21 protein-coding genes and 2 pseudogenes are annotated in these 23,156 nt (G+C 67.9%); 14 read left to right on the top strand and 9 right to left on the bottom strand.

All coding sequences use genetic code 11. From position 1 onward, the window contains the following. Positions 1–304: 304 nt before the first annotated feature. Both ACWGIU_RS02775 and ACWGIU_RS02770 read left to right on the top strand, forming a co-directional pair. Positions 305–1,381 (top strand): ImmA/IrrE family metallo-endopeptidase, encoded by a 1,077-nt coding sequence (locus ACWGIU_RS02775; RefSeq protein WP_453701871.1) that lies wholly within the window; start codon positions 305–307, stop codon positions 1,379–1,381. A gap of 3 nt (positions 1,382–1,384) precedes the next feature. Further along, a complete protein-coding gene (locus ACWGIU_RS02770) occupies positions 1,385–2,545 on the top strand; it encodes a hypothetical protein (RefSeq protein WP_453701870.1) in 1,161 nt (386 codons plus the stop codon). Between the two features lie 19 nt (positions 2,546–2,564). On the opposite strand, the gene ACWGIU_RS02765 is transcribed toward ACWGIU_RS02770, so the two are convergent. After that, positions 2,565–3,182: a hypothetical protein gene (locus ACWGIU_RS02765; RefSeq protein WP_453701869.1), complete on the bottom strand. Its 618-nt coding sequence runs from the start codon at positions 3,180–3,182 to the stop codon at positions 2,565–2,567. 743 nt (positions 3,183–3,925) lie between these two features. Between ACWGIU_RS02765 and ACWGIU_RS02760 the strand changes: the two genes are divergently transcribed. Beyond that, positions 3,926–5,101 carry a hypothetical protein gene (locus ACWGIU_RS02760; protein WP_453701868.1) on the top strand — a complete coding sequence of 392 codons (1,176 nt, stop codon included), beginning with the start codon at positions 3,926–3,928 and terminating at the stop codon, positions 5,099–5,101. Positions 5,102–5,635: 534 nt separating this feature from the next. Here ACWGIU_RS02760 and ACWGIU_RS02755 read toward each other — a convergent pair. The 4 genes and pseudogenes from ACWGIU_RS02755 to ACWGIU_RS02740 form a co-directional block, all read right to left on the bottom strand. Further along, a pseudogene (locus ACWGIU_RS02755) lies at positions 5,636–6,734 on the bottom strand (ISAzo13 family transposase); the annotation flags it as partial. A gap of 46 nt (positions 6,735–6,780) precedes the next feature. After that, a complete protein-coding gene (locus ACWGIU_RS02750; protein WP_453701867.1) occupies positions 6,781–7,434 on the bottom strand; it encodes a 4'-phosphopantetheinyl transferase family protein in 654 nt (217 codons plus the stop codon). 20 nt (positions 7,435–7,454) lie between these two features. Next, on the bottom strand, positions 7,455–7,847 hold the full coding sequence (locus ACWGIU_RS02745; protein WP_453701866.1) for a transposase: 393 nt from the start codon (positions 7,845–7,847) through the stop codon (positions 7,455–7,457). 6 nt (positions 7,848–7,853) lie between these two features. Continuing rightward, the gene (locus ACWGIU_RS02740) at positions 7,854–8,375 is read right to left on the bottom strand and encodes an amidohydrolase family protein (RefSeq protein WP_453701865.1); all 522 of its coding nucleotides are present in this window, start codon (positions 8,373–8,375) and stop codon (positions 7,854–7,856) included. Here ACWGIU_RS02740 and ACWGIU_RS02735 point away from each other — a divergent pair. The 7 genes from ACWGIU_RS02735 to ACWGIU_RS02705 are packed head-to-tail and all read left to right on the top strand — an operon-like array spanning position 8,349 to position 15,540. After that, entirely contained in the window at positions 8,349–8,906 is a 558-nt protein-coding gene (locus ACWGIU_RS02735) for a phosphopantetheine-binding protein (protein ID WP_453701864.1), read from the top strand. The genes ACWGIU_RS02740 and ACWGIU_RS02735 overlap by 27 nt on opposite strands. After that, a complete protein-coding gene (locus tag ACWGIU_RS02730; RefSeq protein WP_453701863.1) occupies positions 8,903–9,652 on the top strand; it encodes a thioesterase II family protein in 750 nt (249 codons plus the stop codon). Before ACWGIU_RS02735 ends, ACWGIU_RS02730 begins: the two co-directional genes overlap by 4 nt. Before the next feature lie 56 nt (positions 9,653–9,708). After that, positions 9,709–9,960, top strand: coding sequence for a hypothetical protein (locus ACWGIU_RS02725; protein WP_060177861.1), 252 nt, complete (start codon positions 9,709–9,711; stop codon positions 9,958–9,960). A 23-nt stretch (positions 9,961–9,983) separates the two neighbouring features. Further along, a complete protein-coding gene (locus ACWGIU_RS02720) occupies positions 9,984–10,697 on the top strand; it encodes a flavoprotein (protein WP_453701862.1) in 714 nt (237 codons plus the stop codon). 11 nt (positions 10,698–10,708) lie between these two features. Then, complete coding sequence (gene lanKC / locus ACWGIU_RS02715; protein WP_453701861.1) at positions 10,709–13,348, top strand: class III lanthionine synthetase LanKC; 2,640 nt, start codon at positions 10,709–10,711, stop codon at positions 13,346–13,348. Between the two features lie 54 nt (positions 13,349–13,402). After that, on the top strand, positions 13,403–14,131 hold the full coding sequence (locus ACWGIU_RS02710; RefSeq protein ID WP_453701860.1) for a GAP family protein: 729 nt from the start codon (positions 13,403–13,405) through the stop codon (positions 14,129–14,131). Between the two features lie 35 nt (positions 14,132–14,166). Beyond that, a complete protein-coding gene (locus ACWGIU_RS02705) occupies positions 14,167–15,540 on the top strand; it encodes an MFS transporter (RefSeq protein WP_453701859.1) in 1,374 nt (457 codons plus the stop codon). A gap of 109 nt (positions 15,541–15,649) precedes the next feature. Here ACWGIU_RS02705 and ACWGIU_RS02700 read toward each other — a convergent pair whose 3' ends face one another. Beyond that, entirely contained in the window at positions 15,650–15,958 is a 309-nt protein-coding gene (locus ACWGIU_RS02700; RefSeq protein WP_453701858.1) for a hypothetical protein, read from the bottom strand. 305 nt (positions 15,959–16,263) lie between these two features. Between ACWGIU_RS02700 and ACWGIU_RS02695 the strand changes: the two genes are divergently transcribed. Next, positions 16,264–16,839 carry a 2'-5' RNA ligase family protein gene (locus ACWGIU_RS02695; protein ID WP_453701857.1) on the top strand — a complete coding sequence of 192 codons (576 nt, stop codon included), beginning with the start codon at positions 16,264–16,266 and terminating at the stop codon, positions 16,837–16,839. A gap of 60 nt (positions 16,840–16,899) precedes the next feature. Here the strand turns inward: ACWGIU_RS02695 and ACWGIU_RS02690 are convergent. Next, positions 16,900–17,163: pseudogene (locus ACWGIU_RS02690) on the bottom strand (ATP-binding protein); the annotation flags it as partial. A gap of 20 nt (positions 17,164–17,183) precedes the next feature. Between ACWGIU_RS02690 and ACWGIU_RS02685 the strand changes: the two are divergent. Next, positions 17,184–17,540 (top strand): ATP-binding protein, encoded by a 357-nt coding sequence (locus tag ACWGIU_RS02685; RefSeq protein WP_453701874.1) that lies wholly within the window; start codon positions 17,184–17,186, stop codon positions 17,538–17,540. A 653-nt stretch (positions 17,541–18,193) separates the two neighbouring features. Here the strand turns inward: ACWGIU_RS02685 and ACWGIU_RS02680 are convergent. Together ACWGIU_RS02680 and ACWGIU_RS02675 are read right to left on the bottom strand one after the other, a co-directional pair. Next, a complete protein-coding gene (locus ACWGIU_RS02680; RefSeq protein ID WP_453701856.1) occupies positions 18,194–19,531 on the bottom strand; it encodes a class I SAM-dependent RNA methyltransferase in 1,338 nt (445 codons plus the stop codon). 92 nt (positions 19,532–19,623) lie between these two features. Next, positions 19,624–21,687: an APC family permease gene (locus ACWGIU_RS02675; protein WP_453701855.1), complete on the bottom strand. Its 2,064-nt coding sequence runs from the start codon at positions 21,685–21,687 to the stop codon at positions 19,624–19,626. A gap of 218 nt (positions 21,688–21,905) precedes the next feature. Here ACWGIU_RS02675 and ACWGIU_RS02670 point away from each other — a divergent pair, with 218 nt between their 5' ends. Together ACWGIU_RS02670 and ACWGIU_RS02665 are read left to right on the top strand one after the other, a co-directional pair. Then, the gene (locus tag ACWGIU_RS02670) at positions 21,906–22,574 is read left to right on the top strand and encodes a potassium channel family protein (protein ID WP_453701854.1); all 669 of its coding nucleotides are present in this window, start codon (positions 21,906–21,908) and stop codon (positions 22,572–22,574) included. Further along, the coding region (locus tag ACWGIU_RS02665) for a potassium channel family protein (RefSeq protein WP_453701853.1) at positions 22,571–23,156 on the top strand (586 nt) is incomplete at its 3' end. The genes ACWGIU_RS02670 and ACWGIU_RS02665, both read left to right, overlap by 4 nt.

Below are 23,156 nucleotides of genomic sequence, written 5' to 3'. Positions count from 1 at the left end.
AGTGGCTGTTCACGCTCCAGGCGCCGACGCATTCCCGTGGCAGCTTCACCGACCCGACCGAGCCAAGCTCCTTGGCGGCCCGGGGCTTCCTCCCTTCTTACGCCTGCTGTTCGGCGGCATGCGCAACCACGTCGGATCAGAGTCGGTCTGTCAGTGGGGCCTGGTACACCTGAAACTGCAGCAACCCACGGATCATCTGCGGAATATTTTTGGGCATAAACTCGTGTACTCTCTGCGGAGTTGAAATCGCCAGGGCTGGAGGTAGATCGTGCACGACCGTGGCAGCTCGGTGGCAGATCCCTCCATGCTCACACTGGCCCGCGACTCGCGCGGCTGGACACAGTCCGACCTTGCCGACGAGTTGTCACGACTTGAAGGAACCCGTATCACTCAGGGGTACGTCAGCCGAGCTGAAGCGGGCCGCATCCCCGTCAGGGATGGACGCGTGCAACTGTTCGCCGACGCGCTCCGCTACACCGCCGACCTACTGTGCCGCACTTCCGAAACTGCCGGGGCAAGCGTTGGGCTGATCCATCACCGCAAGCGCGCTTCCATGGGGGCACCTGCCCTGCGTCGGATCCACGCGACGCTGGCGCTTACCCGCCTCCAGGTGGAGTCTCTGACCCAGGCGGCAGACTTCCATCGCCGTATCCAGTTCCGGCGTATTGAAGTCAACGACTTCGACACCCCTACGGACGCGGCGGAGACGGTGCGCGAGGAATGGAGTGTCCCCGCAGGCCCCGTCGATGACATGGTCGCCCTGCTCGAAGGCGCCGGCGCACTGGTCGTGGTCCGCGACCTCTGCACTACCGCGCTCGATGCGGTGAGCCAGTGGCCTGCGAGCAAGGCACCGCTGGTGCTCCTCAACTCCAATGCTCCCGCTGACCGTTCCCGCTTCAGTCTCGCGCACGAGCTTGGTCACCTGGTGATGCACGACGAGCCCGGCGAGGCACGCGTACAGGAAGATCAGGCCAACCGATTCGCCGCCGAATTCCTCATGCCCCACGACGCCATCCTGCCCGAGCTGAAGCCAGGAATCGACGTATCGCGCCTGCTGGACCTCAAGGCGCGGTGGGGGGTATCAATGGCAGCTCTCATCAGACGAGCCATGGACCTGGGCGTTGTCAGCGAATGGCAATACCGCACGCTCATGGTTGAGTTGTCCGCCCTGGGATATCGCACCAATGAGCCGACCACTATCCGGCGCGAAACCCCGCGCCATCTCGCTCAAGCCGTCACACGGCTTGAGGAGCAGCTCCACCTCAGTCCGACCGAGACAGCCCACCTGGCGGGGCTGGGTCGCGAGGAGTTCCACGAGATCTACTTGTGTGCTTCTTCTCCGTCCGGACACAAGGATGTGCCGGACCCTTCTGCGAGGTGATTCATGAGCAACACCCCCTCCCCGCGGCGGCGACCGCCCGCCTTGAAGACTCTGGACCACACCGTTGCTGCCCTGCCTCTTCTGCAGGGACGGGTACTGCTCCATGAAAACGCCCTCAACCTTCCGCGGCCGCGCCACGCGCTGGATGACGATTTCAGCGGCGTGGTGATGACCGGTGCCAAGGCCGACGAGCGTGCCTTCCACCTTCGCAGCACGGCGGGTTACGAAGGCACCCTCCTGATCGACAGCGCTCCCTACACTGGCTACGTCGCGACGGCAGACGAGCCTTTCATGGTGCCCACCGACGAGCTGTTCGCCTCAGTGGACACCTCGCTGGCCTTCCAGAAGGCTCGCGGAGCGAGCGCGGCACTGACCCCGACCGGCTACATTCCGCCCGCGGACTCCAAGACGCTCAAGGCAGTGATACGCGAGGCCAACAAGATCGAACGCGCCGATACCGTCGTGACGCTCCCGATCGACGTCACGTGGCTGAACCGCGAGAACATCGGTCAACTCATCGCGGTCTGCACGAAGATCCGGCACCCGAAGTCCATCATCCTGTGCGGCCAGTTCGACCCGCTAGAGCAGGCGAAGGGCATCCCGGCCAATCTACGTCGCCTGATGACTGAGGTCGCGCACATGTCGCTCCTCCGGACTGACCTGGCAGCGCTCGATGCCATCGCGCATGGCGCCTTCTGTGCTGGCGTCGGCGTTCAAAGCTCCCTTCGTCACGCGATCCCGCCCGGCGAGAAGGCGCAAGTCGGCAAGCCTGGGGGCCGCATATATCCGAACGTGCTGATGCCGGAGCTCATGTGCTTCAAGGGCGCCGAGTCCCTCGCCAGGCTGTACAGCAACGTGGATCCCGCGACCTGCTCCTGCGAGGAGTGCGATGGGCGTGGTCTCGATCGCTTCTTCCTACCGGACGGCGATACCCGGCGCGAGGCCGACAATCACACCGTCCTCACGTGGAGCGACTGGGTCACCGAAATGGCCGGCTACCAGCCAGGCACTCCGCGCAAGTCGTGGTGGCGCGACAAATGCGCGGCTGCGATCGACCGCTACGCGTTGGAGAACCAGCGTATCGGCCTGGGCGCCAGCCCCAGGTCCGGATTCCAGGCGCCCTCGCCGCTCAAAGCATGGGCGACACTCCCCGTCGCTCCGTAGCAAGCCGCGGACTGAGTACTCAGGGGAGCTGGCGGTGGACGTGTTCCAGGAACTTCCAGCCGGCGACGGTATGGCGTCTGCGCACGAAGGGCCGCGGCGGCACCACCACTTCCACCGAGTCCCCCTGAAGCGTGAGCAGGCCGATGCCGTAGAAGTCCGCGCGCAGCACGGCATCATCCTTGCGCCGCAATACGCCGTCCACCACCACCGCGCGAGAACAGAACGGAGTAAATCGCTCGGCCTTCTCCATCCCCGACTCCCAGCTGCGGCCAGGCACGAACGCCATGTCGATATGGACAGGCTGCGCCGCGCGACGGGTGATCGACCCGTCGCTGCGGACCGCCGCACCCTTCGGCAGGGACTTCAGCACCCGCCGCTCCCTCTCGCTCAAGGAGCTGGCAGGAACCGGCTCGCCCAGGGGCAGCGACATGAGGAGATCCAGCACGCCAGGCCGCGTCAGCGGCGGCATCCCATCAGCTGCCCGCCGCTCCCGCTCGAGCACGTCATACCGATAGGCCACAACAGCTTCCGTCCCAAAGGCTTCGACGAGCGCGAGCTTCGCCTCACGGGGCACGAGGTCGCAGGGAGCCAGCACACCTGCGACGACATCCATCTGCTCTCGCGCCACAACCGACATGAACCAACCTGCTCTCGTTTCGAACTGACACCCTCGTCTGCGGTGCGTCTGCACGCCCGTGCTTACCCTCAGGCCCCCATCACCGGAAGCGCGAGCAGCTCACGTTCACACGATCCACTCGCCAGTCCCCTCCTGGCCGCAGCTTGGCAGGATCGACCGCCTAACCAGCATCCCCTACCCGAGACACGGGAACGCCTCAGCACGGATGGCCAGGCTAGTACGGGCACTCGTACGCCCGGCGGCCACCTCCTCGGATGATCGCGAAACGGCCAGCACCCGTCACGGGCCGACCAGCAAGCGTCCACGCCGGCCACCAACGAACGACTGCGAGCCTAGCCACCACAAGCGGCCATGCCTACATCTGTCCGAATCTTCATCGCTGCCTGCCAACCCCCATCCTCTTCCAACCGCGCCAGGCGGAGTGCGGCTGAGAGCATGCCCGTGAGGCATTCACACGGTGGGGAGTTCAAGTACCACGACAGCTCAACGAACGGCAGCAACAGGTGCTGCAATGGGTCGCCCGAGGCTGCCCTGACGGTGTGTGGGAAGGAACCGCAGGCAAGCTCAGCTGCCAAGCCCTGCACAGCCGCGGACTGGTCAAAGTCTCCAAGCGACAGGGGCAATGGTCCGTCGCTCTCACCAAGGCCGGCCAGCAATACTTGGACCACGGATCCCATCCGCCCGAACAACCTCTCAGGAAAGACACCGCACCAGCGCCACGGGCTGTAATCCAGTCACCCGACGTGGCCAAGAGCGAGAAATCCAGCGCCATGGCGGTTGCGCCCGTGCCACCGCAACGAACCAGATCCCTTCCGCGGAAGAGAGCCAGGACCGTCACGGAGCAGCTCCTGGAAGAGCTCGCCGAAGCCGGCGGCCGCGTCGTCAAACGCGAAGCCAGCGGTCGGGAGACCGAGAAATGGCCAATCCGTGTTGCCGCAGCACGGCAGTCGGGAAAGATCCCTGCAACCAAGGAACTGCACGCAGGCTGGTGCCGCGACGGATACGAAATCCGGCTGGTCGACGCCCCAGCCTGGCGCTTGGCCGTGCTGTCACCCGTTGCCGTACCGGCACGGCTCCCCACTCCACACCCCGTGGTCAGAGCTCTTCAGGCGCACCCCCAGCCCATGGCGCTGACCAAAGCCGTGCAGGGCAGAGCCTTTCGCCTCATCCACGCATTGCTCACCGCAACGCAGAGGCTGGGATTTACCAGCGCGTTCGGCACGGCCGAGAGTGCACCCGCGCCACATCGCCGACGAAACGGCCCATCCCACTTCACCATCACAGCCCAGGGCCAGCGATGCGATTTCCTCATCCTGCAGGAACAGGACCGGACCGACCACATCCCCACGAAGAAGGAACTCGCAGACGCCGAGAAGCACTCCTGGGTCAGGATTCCCCGGTACGACCACTCCCCCGCTGAACGCCTAAGGATCTGCATCAGTGGTGGGTTACGGCACAGGGCCGACGAGTGGGCCGATACGACCGCACGCCCCCTTGAGGACCAGCTCGCCGAAATCGTGCAGGAAGTGGGACTTCGCGGCGAGGCCACCGAGCGCAAACGACTGGCAGACCTGGAGGCAGCACGAGAGAAGCGGCTGCAGTGGGAAGCCGCGATGCAACGGGCAAAGATCGACTTCGCCGAAGCAGCCCGAGTCCAGCATCTCGAAGCGCAAGAACGAGCATGGCGCCGCGCAGCGGACCTAGCCGAGTACGTCGGCGCCCTCCGCCTCTACGCGCAGACCTTGGCGACCGGACCGGAGAGGGACGGAGCCGAGGCATGGATCGCTTGGGCCGCCGACCACGTGGAGCGCCTGAACCCGCTCAACGGGACGCTCCGCCTGCCCGACATTCCCGAACCTCGCGCCAGCGACCTGCAGCCGTTCCTGCACGGATGGAACCCCTACGGTCCCGGCTACTAGTCGCGAGCCCTCGGATTGCTCACAGAGCGTATTCGGAGAGAGAAGTTGGAGCGCGGGTCCCACACCGACCGACCCGGTCGCCTACTACCCGGAAGGCCCCCCGCAGCGAGATCACAATCTGCTGCGAGACGCACCTTCCCAGCCTGACGGATCGTCGGGAATGACCGACGGCGTGCGTCAAACGTGCGTCACGAGCGTCGAATAAGCGTCAAGATATCGCCCACAACGCACGCAGCGAACATAATGCACACTGCCCGAACCTGCAGGTCAGATGCCCTTTCCGACGGGCTCAAGGATCGCGACACACTCGACATGATGAGTCATCGTGAAACACGTAGAGCCCACAGCAGGTTAGAGAAGATCGCAGGTCAGCGATGCGTGAGGAGCGAAACGGCCTGAATTCCATTCTGTGGGCAAGACCCGGTTCGGCACGCTGGTGACGGTTCTGCGGCGCGAGGGTGCGGAGGCTGTCCGTAGGGCAGGCCGTAGAGCCTTCCGCTGGAGGACCGGGCCCTGCTCGTGGCGGTGTACTGGCGCCAGGTGCAGGTGGAGCATGGCAGCCAGGACCTGATCGGGGAAGGCGAGGCGGGGCGGGCGGCCGCGTTGGGTGTCCCCGTCCGGCGCCAGAGTCTGGACCAGGTCGTGCAGCTGGTCCGGGGACTTTGCGTTCAGCGCTCCGTCGGACAGCAGGGCCGGCGTCCACTCCGGCTCACGCGGTTGAAGGATCCGGGGTGCCGGGACGGCTGGGGCCGGATGGGGATGAAGGACGCAGTTCCAGTCGCCGTGGAAGGCGTGCCGGGTCAGCGCCAGTGCCGCCTTCTCCGCATCACCGATCGTGACTCCGGTCGGGTAGGCATTGGTGTCGAGCTCTGCCGTGACGTGCAGTCCGGTGCGGGTGGGTGGACTGCGGCGATGGACTGAACGATGACTTCGCGGCGGGCCAGCGGGCGGCCCCGCCAGTTCATGGTGATGTGGGAGAAGAGCCGGTGCTCGATCTTGTTCCACTGCGATGTGCCCGGCTGCAGAGGGCAGACAGTGATCGTCAGTCCCCTTTCAGTGGTGAGGCGGGCGAGCTCGAGTTGCAGGCTCGGGTGCCGTAGCCGTTGGAGCCGCCCGCGTCCGCGGTGATAAGCAGCCGTGTCGCCCGCGGGTAGGCGGCCTGGCCCGGGCCGTGCCACCAGCGGCGGATCGATTCCACCGCGAACGCGGCGGTGTCGTGATCGGTGCCGACGTTGACCCAGCCGGTGTTCGGCGCCGGGTCGTAAACCCGTACGGGATCGCCTTCCCCAACCGGGGCTCGGCGAAGTCGTGCATGTTCACCGGCACCGGACCACCGGCCGGCATCCTGGTTCTCTCGTGCGTGCTCGTTGAGATAGCGGAACCGTGCGTCCCGGTCGATGTGCTGGCCGCCCTCGCGAGAGCTCGCGTTGGCTTCACCGTCACCCGCAGCGGCGACATTGGGTCGGCCCCGCACATCCGGTTCGACCAGCGCCAGTAGGGCCGGCCGCAGCCCCGGATCGAGGTCCGCGACCCGCTTGCGGCCCCCGCCAGCCCGTGCGACAGCCCGGACGCCGCCGTGCCCCAGGACGCGGGCCTCGGCAGGCATCGACAGTCGGCGCTGCCGCTCGTCCATGTGCGAAATCAACACCTCGATTCCCTGCAAGCCCTTGAGCGCGGCCCTACCGAGCGACGTGGCGCAGGTTCGGACGTGCGGGCAGGACGGCGATCGCGGTGAGGACGATGCCTTGGTCCACGAGCCACCGTCCGTGGAACCTGCTGACCTCGTCCTCTCCGATGCGGGGGCCCGGGACCAGGAACTCGGCGCTGAACGTCCGCTCCGCCGGCTGGAAGCTGACCGAGGCCGTGCGGAAGTCGAGCCGTCGGTGGGTCAGCGGGAACCAGGTTTTGTAGACGGACTCCTTCGCGGAGAACAGCAGTCGGTCCCAGTGCCGGTCGGCACCGAGGCTCGACAGATGCGCCCGTTCCTCGGGGAGGGAGATCATTTCCAGGACCCCTTCGGGGAGCGGCTGGTGCGGTTCGGCATCGATTCCGAGCGCCGTGATCTCGTCGGCTCGAGCGGCCGCCGCGGCCCGGTACCCCAGGCAGTGGGTCATGCTGCCCACGGTTCCGCGCGGCCAGAGCGGTGCGCCCCGCTCTCCCGGCAGCAGCGGCATCGGGGGAATGCCCAACGCGGCCAGGGACTGCCTCGCGCAGCGCCGTACGGTGGCGAACTCGCGGCGCCGGGCTGCCACCGCAGCCGCCACAACAGCCGCCTCCTGCGGGAACAGCTCCGCGTCCACGGCGTCGTCGAAGGCATGATGCGCCACAGTCACCGACGGCAGAATTCTCTCGATCAAGGTCGGCTCGCCATCCGATCCGTCGCAGCAGGGGTGTGTGCAGTCCGAGGGCCAAACGGGTTCGAGGACCGGCCGGGTGCCGATGTCGCGGTGGAAGTCGTAGAAGGTTCGCAGCACGGTCTTGCTGTGCGCTCGCACCGACGGCGCGCACGGCTTGCCACCTGCGGCCCACCGGCCCGCGTCGCCCACGTGCCACCAGTACGGACGCCTCGGCCGTCCGGCAACCTGAAGCCATCGGCCTTGTCCTGCTTGCCCCGGGTCGGCAGGCTCTCGGGACTCATACCCAGGTCCGGGGCGACCTCTGTGGCCGTCCTACCGGAGGACCGGGCCAACGCCACGGCGTCCCGCTTGGACTCCTCCGAGTACCGCTTGCCATGCTTGTTGCTCACCTGGCTCTACTTCCCCGGGCGCGCAACCGGGCGGCCTGCCGTGAAGACGTGTTGGATCCGGCGGAGGGCGCCCAACTCGGTCAGCGGGTTGCCTTCGACGACGATGAGGTCGGCGCGTTTGCCTGGGGCCAGGACACCTGTGTCGGGCAGTCCGAGGGCACGGGCGGCGTTGACGGTGGCCATGTCGAGAATCTCGCGATGCGCGAAACCGAGTGAGGCAAAGAATTCGAGCATGCCGACGTAGTCGCCGAAATGAGCTCCTGGCACGCCCGCGTCGGTGCCGGCGATGAACCGGACACCGGCCTCACGCATGTCAAGGATGACCTCGACCATCGCCTTTGCACGCTCAACCGCACCGGTGATCTGGCCCGGCGCCGCCCCGACGGCGTCCTGGAGCACCTGGGCCGGACGGACACCCAGCTCAAGGCGCACGGCGTACGGGTCGAAGCCGGCGAGATCGAGGCCTTGCTCCTCGGGCATCCCCTGGTCAGGCAAGCGGTCGTGCTCGCTGCCGAGATCGAGGGGCAACGGAGCCTGGTCGCTCATGTCGTCCCTGGCGCCGGCCTCGACCCCGCTACGGCTGCCGGGCAGCTCGACGCCTTCCTCGCCCGCGGGCTGCAGCGCCCCATGCTGCCGGCGGCCTACGCCTTCCGGTCCGCGTTCCCGCTGACGTCCAGCGGCAAGACGGACCGGCGTCGACTGGGCGTCGAGCAGGCGGTGTTGCGAATGCCGTTCAGTGGCCCGGACCCGGCATCGGATCCGGACCCGGCATCGGATCCGGACCCGGCATCGGAATCGGATGTCGACCCGGATCGGCACGGCCTCGTCACCGCTCAGGTGCGCCGGAGTGTCCTGCGCGTGCTGGGGCAGACGCCGGCTCCGGACATCGACCTCTTCTCGCTCGGCCTCGACTCGCTCTCCGCGATCCTGCTGAGACGGGCGCTCCAGGACGCGCTGCGCTGTGAACTCGACCAGGAGGACATTTTCAAGTACCCGACGGAGACCGCGTTGACACGCCGGATCGTGAGCATACTGGAGAGAGAGGGTGAGAGGCTGTGAAGGATTCGCGGTCCAAGCTGATCTGCCTGCACCACGCCGGCGGCGGTCCCTCGGTATTCGATCACTGGGTCCGCACCGCTCCGGACGGCCTGGACGTCATCGCCCTGGAGCTGCCGAAACACCCGGACATGGCCGGCCGCCGCCTTTATCGAAGTGCCGATGACCTGGTCCCCGTACTGGCGGAACATATCGCGGAACGGGCGACAGAAGGCGGCGTCGACGAAAAGGGCGACGGTCATTACGTGCTCTTCGGACAGAGCATGGGAGGTCTCCTTGCCTATCTGGTGACGCGGTATTTTCACGAGCGCGGCGGCCCGCTGCCGAAAGCCCTCGCCGTGGCGTCGTACGCGGCTCCCAGTATTCCCTGGACCGACCCCACGGGGCCCGACGCCCCGGACGACGTGCTGGTGCGGCGACTTCACGCCATTGGTGGCGTCCCGACGTGGCTGGTGGAGCACCCCGGCTGGCTGTCGCCCTTCCTGGGCCTGGTAAGGGACGACGCGAGACTCTGCGGGACCTATCGGCATGTGCCGCAGTCGAGCAGGCTGCCCCTGCCGGTCCATGTGTTCGGCGGGAATCGAGATCCCCTCGTTGCGGAAGAGTCCTTGTACGGCTGGTCCGAAATCGCGGACGAGGTCACGGTGAAGGTTCTCGACGGCGGCCATTTCCTGGCGTCGGAAGATTTCGGACAGCTTCGCCGGTCGGTTTTCGGCCTCGCCATCGGTGGGCATGTTCGTGCCGGATAAGATGCGATGCGAGAGCCCGAGAAAGCATAAAGAGCACGTAAATCGGCGAGGTGGAAATGAACTTCACGAAATTCCTCGGAATTGCATGCATCGTGGCCGGTGCGATTCTCGCTGTGTTCTTCTGGGACACCGAGGTGAAGTGGTTCCAGGGAGGCCCTGCCGGGCTTCTCCTCATTCTGCTGGGAGCAATGGACCTGGGGAAGGAATATCGGTCTTCCAAGGGCAAGAAGAGCAAAAGCATCATGGAGGAACTGCGGGAGGAGATCGGCGGTCTCGACCGATCCCGAAAGCGGAGCGACGATGACTGATCCGACCGAACTCGGGAAGTGGCATGGCTGACACAGTGGTCGAGTTCGACCGGAGCGCATCGGGCAAGGAACGCGGAGCCCGCCTCCTCGTCCTCGCGACGGGGACGCTGTCCACCGCCCATCTGCCGTTCTGGCTCAACTGGCTGTCGGCCAACCGCCCGCACTACGAGGTGACTGCGGGCCTGACCGACTCGGCCCGCGACTTCGTCAGCCCGACGGCGCTGGCCGCGCTCACCAAGAGCCCGGTGACTGCCAACTCCTGGACCACAGCGGCCGGTTCACTGGAGCCGGTGCACACCAGGATCGCCACCACCTACGACGGGATCCTCGTGTACCCCGCCTCGGTGGCGTTCCTGTCCGGGCTCGCGGCGGGCTCGGGGGCGTCCCCCTTCCACTTGGCCTTGCTCGGCACCCGGGTGCCCGTCGTGATCGCCCCGTGCTTCCCGCCGGGGGTCCTCGGCAACCCGATCATCGGCGACCTCCTCGCCCGGATCGGTGCCGTGCCCAACTATCACCTCGTCGAGCCGCGCAAGGGCAAGAGCCGCAGCGTGGACGGCGAGACCGACGTGACGGCCCCGATGTGGGACGCGATCGGTATCTACGAGGCGGCGGTCGACGCGGATGCGGACGTCGATGTCGATGTCGATGTCGATGTCGATGTCGATGTCGATGTCGATGTCGATGTCGATGTCGATGTCGATGTCGATGTCGATGTCGACCACAGCGTGAGTGTCTGAGGAGGACGGCGATGGAACACTTTCTGTACACCTTTGCCGACCCGCGTGCGTACGACGACATCGCCCGCTGGCAGGCCCACCCCGACGACCCGCGCTTTCACCGCACCCGCAAGGGCCCGGTGCGCCTCGCCGACGGCAATGACGGCGACACGGGAACCGAAGTCGCCGACGGCTGGCAGCAGGCCCGGCACGGCATATGGACCGTCTGCCGGCCCGGCCCCGAACCCCTGCGCGGCCAGGGCTGGAAGATCCATGTGGCCGTCACCCCGGACACGTTCCCCGGCGTGCTCGACACCGTCGCGCGGTACTGCTTCGGGAACGGCACCCCGTTCAAGTTCCTCGCCCGGCACGAGTACGCGTGGCTGGTCAACGCCAAGTACGCGCCCCGGCAGATCAGCGGCAGGGGAATCGTCCTCTACCCGGCGGACGAGCGCCGTTCGCGCGAGGGCGCCCATGAACTGGCTGCCCTGCTGGACGGCATACCCGGCCCGCGCATCCTCTCGGACCTCCGGATCGGCAACAGCGTGGTACATGTCCGCTACGGCGCCTACACCAGACGCTTCTGCCGCACTCCCAAGGGCGGGATCAGTCTCGCCCTTGCAGACCCCGAGGGCCGGCTGGTCCCGGACGTACGGTCGGTGCCGTTCCGTGCCCCGGCGTTCGTCACCGTCCCCGAGGCGTTCACCGCCCCCGCGCCGGGACCGTCCGGTGACGCCGGCCCGGTGCCCCCGTACCGCGTCGACAAGACGCTGCACTTCTCCAACGCCGGCGGCGTCTATCTCACCACCCACCTGCCCACCGGACGCGAGGTCGTCCTCAAGGAGGCCCGGCCGTACGCCGGTTACGACCTGGTGGGCGCCGACGCGGTCACCCGGGCCGAGGCGGAGTATGCGGCGATGCTCCGGTTCGCCGACCTGCCGGAGATCCCCGCGGCCTACGAGCAGTTCACGTGGCAGTCCCACGTGTTCACCGCGATCGAGTACATCCGGGGCACCACCCTCCACGAGTGGTGCGCCGCCAACCAGCCGTACCTGCTGCGTCCGAATCCCTTCGAACCGCCGCGCCCCGAGGAGATCCGCACCTACCGGGAGAAGGTCGAGGCGATTCTCGACCGGGTACGGGACGCGGTCGCCGTCATCTGGGAACGCGGCCACATCTTCGGCGACCTCCACCCCGGCAATGTGATGGTCACCCCCGACCTCGATGTCAGACTCCTCGACCTCGAAGCCTGCGTCCCCCAGGACGCGGACCGGCGGTTCCCCGGCGCCCCCGGATTCAACGACCCGGCCAAGACGGGACGCGCCGCCGACGAGCACGCGCTGCGCCTGCTGGAACTCTCCTGCTACCTGCCGCTGACGCATCTCGTCCCCATGGACGCCACGAAATTGCGCCAGCTCCTCGACACCGCCCGGACCAGGTTCGGCCTGCCGCCGAGCTGGTCCGACCGCATCGAACGCACCTGCGCGCGCCCCGGCTCCGTACGCCCGGCCGAGGCGCTGAGCACCGCCGAGTCCACGCACCTGGACCACCACCTCGGCTTTGAGTCCTGGGCCGCGCAGCTCACGGCAGGACTGCGCGCCACGATGGACGCCGACCGTGCCGACCGGCTGTTTCCCGGGGACCACACCGGCTTCTCGATGCCCCCGGTGGCCCTGGCCGCCGGTTCCGCCGGAGTGTTGTGGTCGCTGCTCGGCACCAAGGGGGTCGAGCAGGACGACCTCGTCGAGCGCATCGCCGACTGGACCTTCACCCACGGGCGAGCCGCCGCGTCCCGGCTCGAATGCGGCCTGTACGACAGTGAGCTGGGAGCCGGGTACGTCCTGTGGCGGGCCGGCCGCCCCGAGCAGGCGGCGGAACTGGTCGGCACGGCACTGGCCAAGGACCACGCCGACGCGGGCCTGAGCCTCTTCGGAGGTCTGGCCGGTGTCTATCTGGCCGTGGCCGAACTGACGCGACCCGAAGGCCTGTTGTCGGACGTGTCGTACGTCGGGCGCCTCGGCGCGGAACTCACGGACCGCGCCGGCCGACTGCTGACCGCCCTACGGGCCGTCGACACCCCCGACCCCGCCTCGTACGGCCTGATGCACGGCGTCGCAGGTATCGCCCTCGCCGTACACCGCCACGGCCGCGCCACCGGAGACCGGGCAGCCGTCGATCTCGCCCGTGGTCTCATGGAGTTCGAGTTCGCCGGGTACATCCGCTGCACGGACGGCTCGATGCAGTTCAACGAGGCCGGCCGGCGCTCCCTCGGCTACCTCGAAGTGGGGTCCTGCGGCAGCGCGTTGGTGCTGGCAGAGCTCGAACGGTACGAGGGCTGGAATCCGGCCGGGACCTCGGTGCCCGACCTGATCCGGGCGGCAGGACCCGAGCTCATGGTCCAGAGCGGCCTGTTCAGAGGGCGCGCCGGCTTCATGGCCGCACTGACCACGCTCTCCCACGCGGGTTACGAGCGACAGGCCGGCCCCCTTGTCGAGCGTCACGCACGCCAGCTCGGCCTGCACGAAGTCCGTCTGCGCGAAGACGAGGTGCACTATCCGGGCGCGGGCAACTTCAAGCTCTCCGGCGACCTGCGGACCGGTAGCGCGGGCGTCCTCACCGGGGTGGCCCACGCCACCGGACGCCGGGACACCTGGCTGCCCGGGATCGTGTGACTCCCGCTTCCCTCCCCTCTCCCCTGTTCTCCTGTTCTCCTGTGAAAGGCCTCCGTGGACGTTCTCGGCCAGATCCTGCCCCTCGCCCTGCTCGATACGGTGAGTGTGTCGACCCTGGCGATCCCGGTCTGGTTCCTGCTGACCCCGCGCGGCCTGCGCATCGGCAACGTCTACGGCTATCTGTTGATCGTCGGCGCCGGATACCTGGCCCTGGGACTCCTGCTGCTGGGCGGCCTCTCGGCGGTCAGGGAACCGTTGGGCAACGCCGTCGCCTCGCCGGCCGGCGACACCGCGGTCGCGGTGGCCGGCGGGGCGCTCCTGCTCCTCGGGCTCTACTACGGCTTCGTCAAACGCGACAGGGACGACGGGGGCGAGGAGGGCAATCAGGGCCGGCTGACCCGATGGCGGGAGGCGGCGGTCGGCTCGAAGGCCACCGCACGCGGCGTCGTGACCGTGGCGCTCGTCGCCGTGGCCCTCGAAATCGCCACGATGTTCCCCTACTTGGCCGCCATCGACATCCTCGACCGCAGCCGGCAGCCATGGGCGGAACAGGCCGCTCTGCTGGCCCTGTACTGCCTGGTGATGATCGGCCCGGCGGTACTGGCCGCCCTCGCCCACCAGATCGCGGGCCGCGCCCTGCACCCGGCCCTGAACCGGATCGACCGTTGGGTCCGGCGAAACGCGCGGGAGAACACTGCCTGGCTCTTCGGCGTCGTCGGCTTCCTCATGCTCTCCCCGACGAAGCTGTACGAGTACGGCATGAACCGCCTGACAGGGGAGTGAGCGCGGTGGACGGCGCCGGGCCGGCCGCTGGGTCCGTGGCCCAGTCCGTGGCCGAGTCCGTCGGCGAACCTGCGGCTGGGCGGCGCGCCCTACGGCCGCTCGGCGGAGTGCTGACGGCCATGGCCGTCTCACTGTCCGGTACGGCGGTCTCGGCCATTGCCCTGCCCTGGTTCGCGCTGGCCACCACGGGCAGCGCCGCCCGGACCGGACTGGTCGCCTTCTGCGAGATGACCCCCTACGTCGTGGTCAAACTGCTCAGCGGACCTCTGGTCGACAGGACAAGCCCGCGCACCGTCTCCTGGACCACCGACCTGGTCAGCGCGCTCGCCGCAGCCGCCGTACCGCTGCTGCACGCCCTGGATCTGCTCTCCTTCCCGGTCCTGCTCGTCCTGGTCGCTTTGATCGGCGCTGCCCGGGGCCCGGGCGACCTGGCCAAGGAGGTGATGCTCCCGGAGGCCGCCGAGCGCGGCCGGGTCCCGCTGGAACGGGCGGCCGGGCTGTCCGGCGTGATCGAGCGGCTCGCTGCCACTGTGGGCCCGGCCGCCGGGGGTGTCCTGGTGGCGCTGTTCGGGCCGCTGACGAGCCTGACCGTCAACGCGGCCTGCTTCGTTCTCGGTTCGCTGATCATCGCCGTCACACTGCCTCGCGGTATGGGGTACGCGGCAGAGGCCGCCCCATCACCGGACGAGGAAGGCCGGCCGGAGCCAGGAGCTGAGGGTGCGCCGGAAGAGCTGGAGAAGAGAGGCGAGGCGGGCTACTGGCGGCGGTTCGGGGAGAGTCTCGTCTTTCTGCGCGGCGAGCCGCTGCTGCTCACCATCGTGGTCATGGTCGGGGTCACCAACCTGCTGGACGCCGGATTCTCCACCGTGCTCCTCCCCGTCTGGGCAAGACAGTCCGACAACGGGCCCGCGGCGATCGGGCTGCTGGGCGGGGTGACGGGAGCGGCGGCGGTCGTCGGGAGCTTGGTCGCCGCCGTGTACGCGCACCGGCTGCGCCGCCGGACGGTGTTCTTTGCCGGGTTCCTGCTTGCCGGGACGCCGCGCTTCGTGGTCCTGGCGGCTGACGCGCCGATGGGCGTGGTGCTCGCCGTGTTCGCGGTGAGTGGGTTCGGCGCGGGATTCCTCAACCCGGTCCTGGGCGCAGTCCTCTACGAACGGATTCCGCGCCGGCTGCTGGGCCGGGTCAACGCCGTGGGCGACTCTGTGGCCCGGGCCGGCGTCCCCCTGGGCGGACTGCTCCTGGGGGCGGCGGTGACGTCAGCCGGACTCGTACCGGTGCTGTTGGCCGCCGGGGCTGCGTACTTCCTCACCACGAGCCTCGCCGGGCTGCGCCGGGAGTGGCGCGAGCTGGACCGCCCCGGCAGGGGCGCCGGACGGGGACCCGACCGGTCGGCGCGTCAGAGTCGTTGACCAACCCCGACGCCTACCCCGACCACGGCGAGGCAGTGACCGCCCACCGGGCAGCGAGGTCCGTGCCCGACAAGACCGGGCCGTGCCGCTGGCGGCTCTCGCAGCAGAATCACAACCTGATCTCCGTGTCCGAAAACCTCAACGCCATAGCCTTGCCTGACCCATCGGCTGCGCCACGTACTTCGGCATGACCATATACGCCCAGCTGTTCGAATCGCGAGAAGAGGGTGTCGGGGTCGTCGATAACCACCTCGTCAAGACGCGAGCAGCCTATGACCATCTTGCCCTGCTGCCCGGAGGCCCCATCGCTGACATACCACACGATCCGTGCGGGAATGCTCTCTCCCCGGCGTCCGGACGAGCGGTAGTAGACGTGCTCGCGGCTGATGCCCAGCACGTCGTCCCGGGGAACGAGCATGGCCGGAACGTCGAAGAGCTCCGTGGACCAGCGAGGCTTGATGGGGGCGATGAAGGAGGGCAGGGCCGTTCGATCAGTTTGGCCGGCCACTACACTCGCTCGGCCATGCTTGCGATCTCGGGCGAAACGCATTCGTCCAGCTGGCGTCGTTCGCTTCAACCGACAGCGTTTGTTCGTGGGTTCCGGCGGCGTTCAGTGATCATCGGCACTCTGGATGTACACGAGAAATAGCGGCAGCGGCACCGTCGTGGGCGTCCCGCTCGTAGACCTGCTTCGCAGATCGATCGTTCCGCGGAAAAGGAGCCGTGCTGTCTGCGGCAGAGGTGACACCATGCGGTGTCACGGCAGATGACAGCACCAGTACGTTTCAGGCGGGCCAGACGGGGCTCATCGTCCGGATCCCGGAGGCAGAGCCGGCCGTCCGCAGGTGGCGTGAACGGCTCGACCTCTCAGCCCAGGCCGGGGTTCCAGCCCACATCACCGTGCTCTTCCCGTTCCTCGACGAGAGCCGAATAGACGCGCTCGTCTACTCCGCCCTCGCGGAGGTGTTGGGCAGCCACCAGGCCTTCGACCTGCGGTTCGAGAGATGCGGGCGGCTCCCGGAAGTGCTCTATCTCGTCCCCGAGCCCGACACACAGCTGCGGCAGCTCACGGAGGCGATCGCTGATCGCTGGCCTGAGGCTCCTCCGTATGGCGGCCGGTTTGCCGAGATCGTGCCGCACCTGACCATCGCTCAAGGACAGGAAGAAGCCGTCTTGGAGGAGATCGAGGCCGACCTCACCGGCAGGCTCCCGTTCACGTCTCACGTCTCGTCGGTTGAACTCATAGTGCACGACGGCGTGAAGTGGCAAGAACGGGCGTCGTTCGCACTCGGAGAATGACGCAGGTCATGAGGCTTGGCTGGCCCGCTGCCCTCGGGCAGTGGACCAGCGTGGGGCCAGTCAGCTGGCGTTAGCGTGCTCGGCGCGGGCTCGGGTGCTGGCGAGGCGGTAGGAGTCGGTGCCGGTCTCGATGATGGTTCCGTTGAAGGTGAGACGGTCGACGATGGCCGCGCAGAGGCGGGGGTCGGTGAACGTCTTGGTCCACCCCCCGAAAGACTCGTTCGAGGCGATGGCCACCCTGTTCTTCTCCTCCCGTTCCGTCAGAACCTGGAAGAGGAGTTCGGCGCCGCGGCGGTCGAGTTCCATGTAGCCGACCTCGTCGATCTATGCTGATATCCGCATAGATCGACGAGGTCCGCTACATCCCGTTCGAAGCGGAGGCCGCGAACCTGTTCTTCCAGCTCGTCTCGAACAGATACGAGAGGGCCAGCGTGATCGTCACCTCGAACAAACCCTTCGGCCGCTGGGGAGAGGTCTTCGGCGACGAGACCGTCGCCGCCGCCGTGATCAACCGACTCGTCCACCACGCCGAGGTCCACTCCCTCAAAGGCGAGTCCTACCGCATGAAGGGCCGCGACTCGGCCGCGTCCCCACCGCCACCGACGAGGCGAGGGTCAGAACTCAACCGTCCAAAGTGGGTCACGGTTCAACCGACGCCGACACGAAGAAGCCGACACGAGCCGAACTCGAACGACGGGTGAAGACGTTGGAGAAGGAAAACGAACGCTTGCGCGCGAAGCTCAGTGGCTGAGGGCCCGACCGAGCCAACTGGCTGACTTGTCAGCAGCTCACGGGGGCCGAGGTAACGGCAACGGCGGAATTCGTCGGCGCCCGCCCGGACATAGAGTTCGCCTGCACAATGGCAGCTCATCGCTCTCCTCGACGAAGCGTCGGTCGCGCACCCTTCGGCGCCATGCGACATCAGCGTGCAAACGCGGTCCACCTCTGGGCAGCAGCCCGCGTGGAGCGCCTCGACCCCCTGAACACGCCGCCCCGGCTGTTCGGCATCCCCGAACCACGAGCCGACGATCCCAGGCCCTTTCTCGGGCCTGGAGTCTCTACGGCCCCTGACACAACACACACCGGACACCCAGCCTGGCGTCACTGAACGTCACTACCGAGAAGCGGATGAGGCTGGGTTGGACAACAGCTCGGCAGCCAGCAATCCAGCCGCTCCAGGACGCCTCCGACCTTACAGCTGACTGCTCCACCGGCGGTCGCCAATCTGGCATGACGACCCATCAGAATCTCCATCGCCCGTGCGTCAAACGTGCGTCACGTGCGTCAGATATGCGTCAAGATATAGCCCGTAACGCACATAGCGCCCATAATGCACACTCAGCAAACCCGCAGGTCAGCGGCCCTTTTCGGCAGGCTCAAGGATCGCGACGCACTCGACATGATGGGTCATCGGGAAGAGGTCGAAGACGCGGAGGGTGCGGACCTTGTAGCCGTTTTCCTTGAAGTAGCCCAGGTCGCGGGCCAGGGCCGCCGGGTCGCAGGCCACGTACGCGATGCGGCGGGCCGAGAGGCCCGCGATGTGGCGGACCGTCTGCTTGCCGGCGCCCGCGCGGGGCGGGTCGAGGACGACCAGGTCGCATTCCGTGATGCCGGTCTTCGGGAGGATCTGGTCGACCTTGCCCTGCTCGATGCGGACCCGCGGGAAGTCCGCCAGGTTGTGGCGGGCGTCCTCCACCGCGCGCTTCGTCGACTCGATGCCGAGCACCGCGCCCGTCTCGCCCAGGCGTTCCGCGAGGGCGCCCGCGAAGATGCCGACGCCGCAGTAGAGGTCGAGGGCCATCTCGCCCTTGCGCGGCATCAGGCCCTGCATGACGGCCTTGATCAGGGTGTCGGCGGCCTGCGGGTGGACCTGCCAGAAGCCGCCCATGCCCACGCGGTACGTACGGCCGTCCGCGCGCTCCCGGACGAACGGGCGGCCGTGGACGCGGTGGACCCCGCCGTCCTTCTCCTCCACGCGCAGGACGGAGACCGGCTTGTCCAGCTCCACGAGCGGAAGGCGGCCGCCCGGGCGCGGGGTCAGGACGACCTGCCGGTCCTGGGAGCCGCTCGCCGCGATCGCCTCGACGGTGGCCATCTGCGGCCAGTCCTGCTTCTCGATGCCCAGCTCGCTGACGCCGGGCGCCGCGATCATGCAGTGGTCGATCGCCTCGATCTCGTGCGAGCGGTGCTTGCGCAGGCCGACCGTACCGTCCTCGTCGATGGCGAACTGCACGCGGGTGCGCCACTGCGGCACCTGCCCGGCCGGCAGCTTGTCGCCCTCGGCGGGCATCACGGTGCCGTCCCAGCCGGCCTCCTCCGGGGTGAGCCCGGCGAGCCGCTTCAGCTGCTCGGCGACGACCTCACCCTTGAGCCGGCGCTGGGCGCCGGGCTTGGCGTGCTGCCAGTCGCAGCCGCCGCACTTGCCGGGGCCGGCGTACGGGCAGGGGGCCTCGACGCGGTCCTTGGAGGCGTCGAGCACGGTGATCGCGTCGGCGCGCAGGTAGCGGGAGTCGACGTCGCCCTCGGTGACCTTGGCGACGATCTTCTCACCGGGCAGGGTGTGGCGGACGAACAGGACGCGGCCGTCCTCGGTCCGGGCGATGCAGTGCCCGCCGTGCGCGACGGGGCCGACCTCGACCTCGTACTCCTCCCCGACCAGTGACTGCTTCTCGTTCTGCTCGACGCTCGTCATGGTGGGGAGACTCCAAAAAACCGAAAACGGGGAACGGCCGGACGACCGACCCACCAGTTTACGTGGATCTCGTCCGGCCGTTCACCATCTGCCTAGCCCTTCGCGGTGGGCTCCTTCGGCGGCGAGGACCTGACGGGGCTGTCCACCGGGCCGCGGCGCACCGCACCCGGGGCGTTCCACTCCTGGCGCTTCTTGGCCCGCCGCTTGGCGAGCTCCGAGGACTCCAGCTGGTAGGGCACCGAGGTGACCATCACACCGGGGGTGAAGAGCAGCCGGCCCTTGAGGCGCAGCGCGCTCTGGTTGTGCAGGAGGTGTTCGTACCAGCGGCCGACGACGTACTCGGGGATGTAGACGCTGACCGCGTCGCGCGGGTTCTCGCTGCGCAGGCCCTTGACGTACTCGACCACCGGGCGGGTGATCTCGCGGTACGGCGAGTCGAGGATCTTGAGCGGGACGTTGATCCGGCGCCGGTCCCATTCCTCGCGCAGGGCCTTGGTCTCGGCCGGGTCGACGCTGATGCTGAGCGCCTCCAGGGTGTCCGAGCGGGTCAGCTTGGCGAACGCCAGGGCGCGCAGCGTGGGCTTGTGGACCTTGGAGACCAGGACGATGGAGTGGACCCGGGAGGGCCGCACGCTGTCGTCGCTGGGGCCCTCGGCGGCGGCGATCTCGGCGGACACGCGGTCGTAGTGCTTCCGGATCGCGCTCATCGTGCCGTAGAAGATCAGCATGCCGAGCAGGGCCACCCACGCACCGTGGGTGAACTTCGTGGCGAGGACGATGACAAGCACCATGCCGGTGAAGAAGGCGCCGAAGGCGTTGATCGCCCGGGAGCGGTGCATCCGGCGGCGGGCGGAGACGTCGTGCTCCGACTTCAGGTGGCGGTTCCAGTGCCGGACCATGCCGATCTGGCTCAGCGTGAAGGAGACGAACACGCCGACGATGTAGAGCTGGATCAGCTTGGTCGAGTCCGCGTCGTAGACCCAGACGAGCAGGATGGCCGCGCCGGCGAGGAGCACGATGCCGTTGGAGAAGGCGAGCCGGTCGCCCCGGGTGTGCAGCTGGCGCGGCAGGTAGCGGTCCTGCGCGAGGATCGAGCCGAGCAGCGGGAAGCCGTTGTACGCGGTGTTCGCCGCCAGGAAGAGCACCAGCGCGGTGGCCGCGGCCAGCAGGATGAAGAGGAAGCTGCCGTCACCGAAGACGGCTTCAGCCACCTGCGAGATCACCGGATTCTGGATGTACTCGGGGCCGACCGGGACACCGTTCGCCAGCAGGTCCTCGGCGGGGTTCTCGGCCATCCTCACGTCGCTGGCCATGGCCAGGCCGATGATCCCGCAGAACATGGTGACCGCCAGGCCGCCCATGTAGGCGAGGGTCGACGCGGCGTTCCTGCTCTTGGGCTTGCGGAAGGCGGGTACGCCGTTGCTGATGGCCTCGACGCCCGTCAGGGCCGCGCAGCCGGATGAGAAAGCCCTGAGCAGGAGGAAGACCATGGCGAAGCCGGCCAGCCCCTGTTGCTCGGCTTTGATCTCGAGATCGGCGGTCGGTGCCGTCAGGGTCTCGCCGAGGACGATGCCCTTCCAGGCACCCCAGCCGATCATGACGAAGACGGCGGCGACGAACACGTAGGTCGGAATCGCGAAGAGCTTGCCGGATTCCTTCACGCCGCGCAGGTTCATCAGCGTGAGCAGAAGGATCATGACGGTCGCCGAGAGCACCTTGTGCTCGATGACGAAATGCACGGCGGAGCCGAGGTTCTCGACACCGGAGGAGATCGATACGGCGACGGTCAGGACGTAGTCGACGAGCAGGGCGCTCGCCACGGTGAGGCCGGCCCTGGGTCCGAGGTTCGTGTTGGCCACCTCGTAGTCGCCGCCACCGCTCGGGTAGGCGTGGACGTTCTGGCGGTAGGACGCCACGACGGTGAACATCAGCACGACGACCGCGAGCGCGATCCAGGGGCTGTACTGGTACGCCGACACGCCCGCGATCGACAGGACCAGCAGGACTTCGCCAGGGGCATATGCCACGGACGACAGCGGGTCGGAGGCGAAGACGGGAAGGGCGATCCGCTTGGGAAGGAGTGTTTCTCCGAGGCGGTCGCTGCGTAGCGCCCGGCCGATCAGGATCCGTTTGGGCACGTCGGTCAGTTTGGACACGCAGAGGATCGTAAGCGTTCGAAATGAGAGTGACGAACCCCCACCCCCTGATACCGCAATCCCGCCGCAATTCCTCCCCACCCGCACCACCGCTGCGGCGCAAGAGGCCCCATCGGTGACCACCCGTGTGTAGCTTGGGCCATGGTCTGAGACCCTGTTAAACCAGAGCAGCAATGAGGCTGGGAACCAGCGAGTCGCTGACAGCCGGAAGGACGGCCGTGCACATCGTCATCATGGGTTGCGGAAGGGTGGGCTCCGCCCTCGCGCAAACCCTGGAACAGCAGGGGCATACGGTCGCCGTCGTCGACCAGGACCCCACCGCATTCCGCCGGCTCGGCGCCGGATTCGGCGGCCGCCGCGTCACCGGTGTCGGCTTCGACCAGGACACCCTGAGGGAGGCCGGAATCGAGGACGCGGGCGCCTTCGCCGCCGTCAGCAGTGGTGACAATTCCAACATCATCGCCGCCCGCGTGGCCCGCGAGATGTTCGGCGTCGAGAACGTCGCCGCCCGCATCTACGACCCCAAGCGCGCCGAGGTCTACCAGCGCCTCGGCATCCCCACCGTCGCCACCGTGCGGTGGACCGCCGACCAGATGCTGCGCCGGCTGCTCCCCTCGGGCGCCGAGCCGCTGTGGCGCGACCCGAGCGGCGGGGTGCAGCTGGCCGAGGTGCACACCTCCGCCACCTGGATCGGCCACAAGGTCAGCAAACTCCAGGAGGAGACGGGCGTCCGCGTGGCGTTCCTCACCCGCCTGGGCGAGGCGATGCTGCCCACGTCGGCGACGGTCCTGCAGGAGGGCGACCTCGTCCACGTGATGATGCGCACGGACGAGATCGACAAGGTCGAGGCGGCGTTCGCCGAAGGGCCTGAGGAGGCACACGCATGAGGGTCGCGATCGCCGGTGCAGGCGCGGTGGGCCGCTCCATCGCGGGCGAACTGCTGGAGAACGGCCACGAGGTGCTCCTGGTCGACAAGGCCCCGACCGCCATCTCGGTCGAGCGGGTGCCGCAGGCCGAGTGGCTGCTGGCCGACGCCTGCGAGATCACCTCGCTGGACGAGGCCGCGCTGCAGCGCTGCAACGTGGTCATCGCGGCCACCGGCGACGACAAGGTCAACCTCGTCGTCTCGCTGCTCGCCAAGACCGAGTACGGGGTCCCGCGCGTGGTGGCCCGCGTCAACAACCCGAAGAACGAGTGGCTCTTCAACGAGTCCTGGGGCGTGGACGTCGCCGTCTCCACGCCGCGCCTGATGTCGGCCCTGGTCGAGGAGGCGGTGAGCGTCGGCGACCTAGTACGGCTGCTGCGCTTCAGCCACGGCGACGCCAACCTCGTCGAGCTGACCCTGCCGGCCGACTCCTCGGTCGCGGGCACCCAAATCAGCGACATCTCCTGGCCCGAGGACACCTCGCTGGTCACGATCATCCGGGGCAACCGGGTCCTCACCCCGCACGGGGAGGAGACCCTGGAGC

It is taken from the genome of Streptomyces sp. NPDC054840 (assembly GCF_053611065.1).
This window is presented reverse-complemented; position numbering and strand designations above follow the sequence as displayed.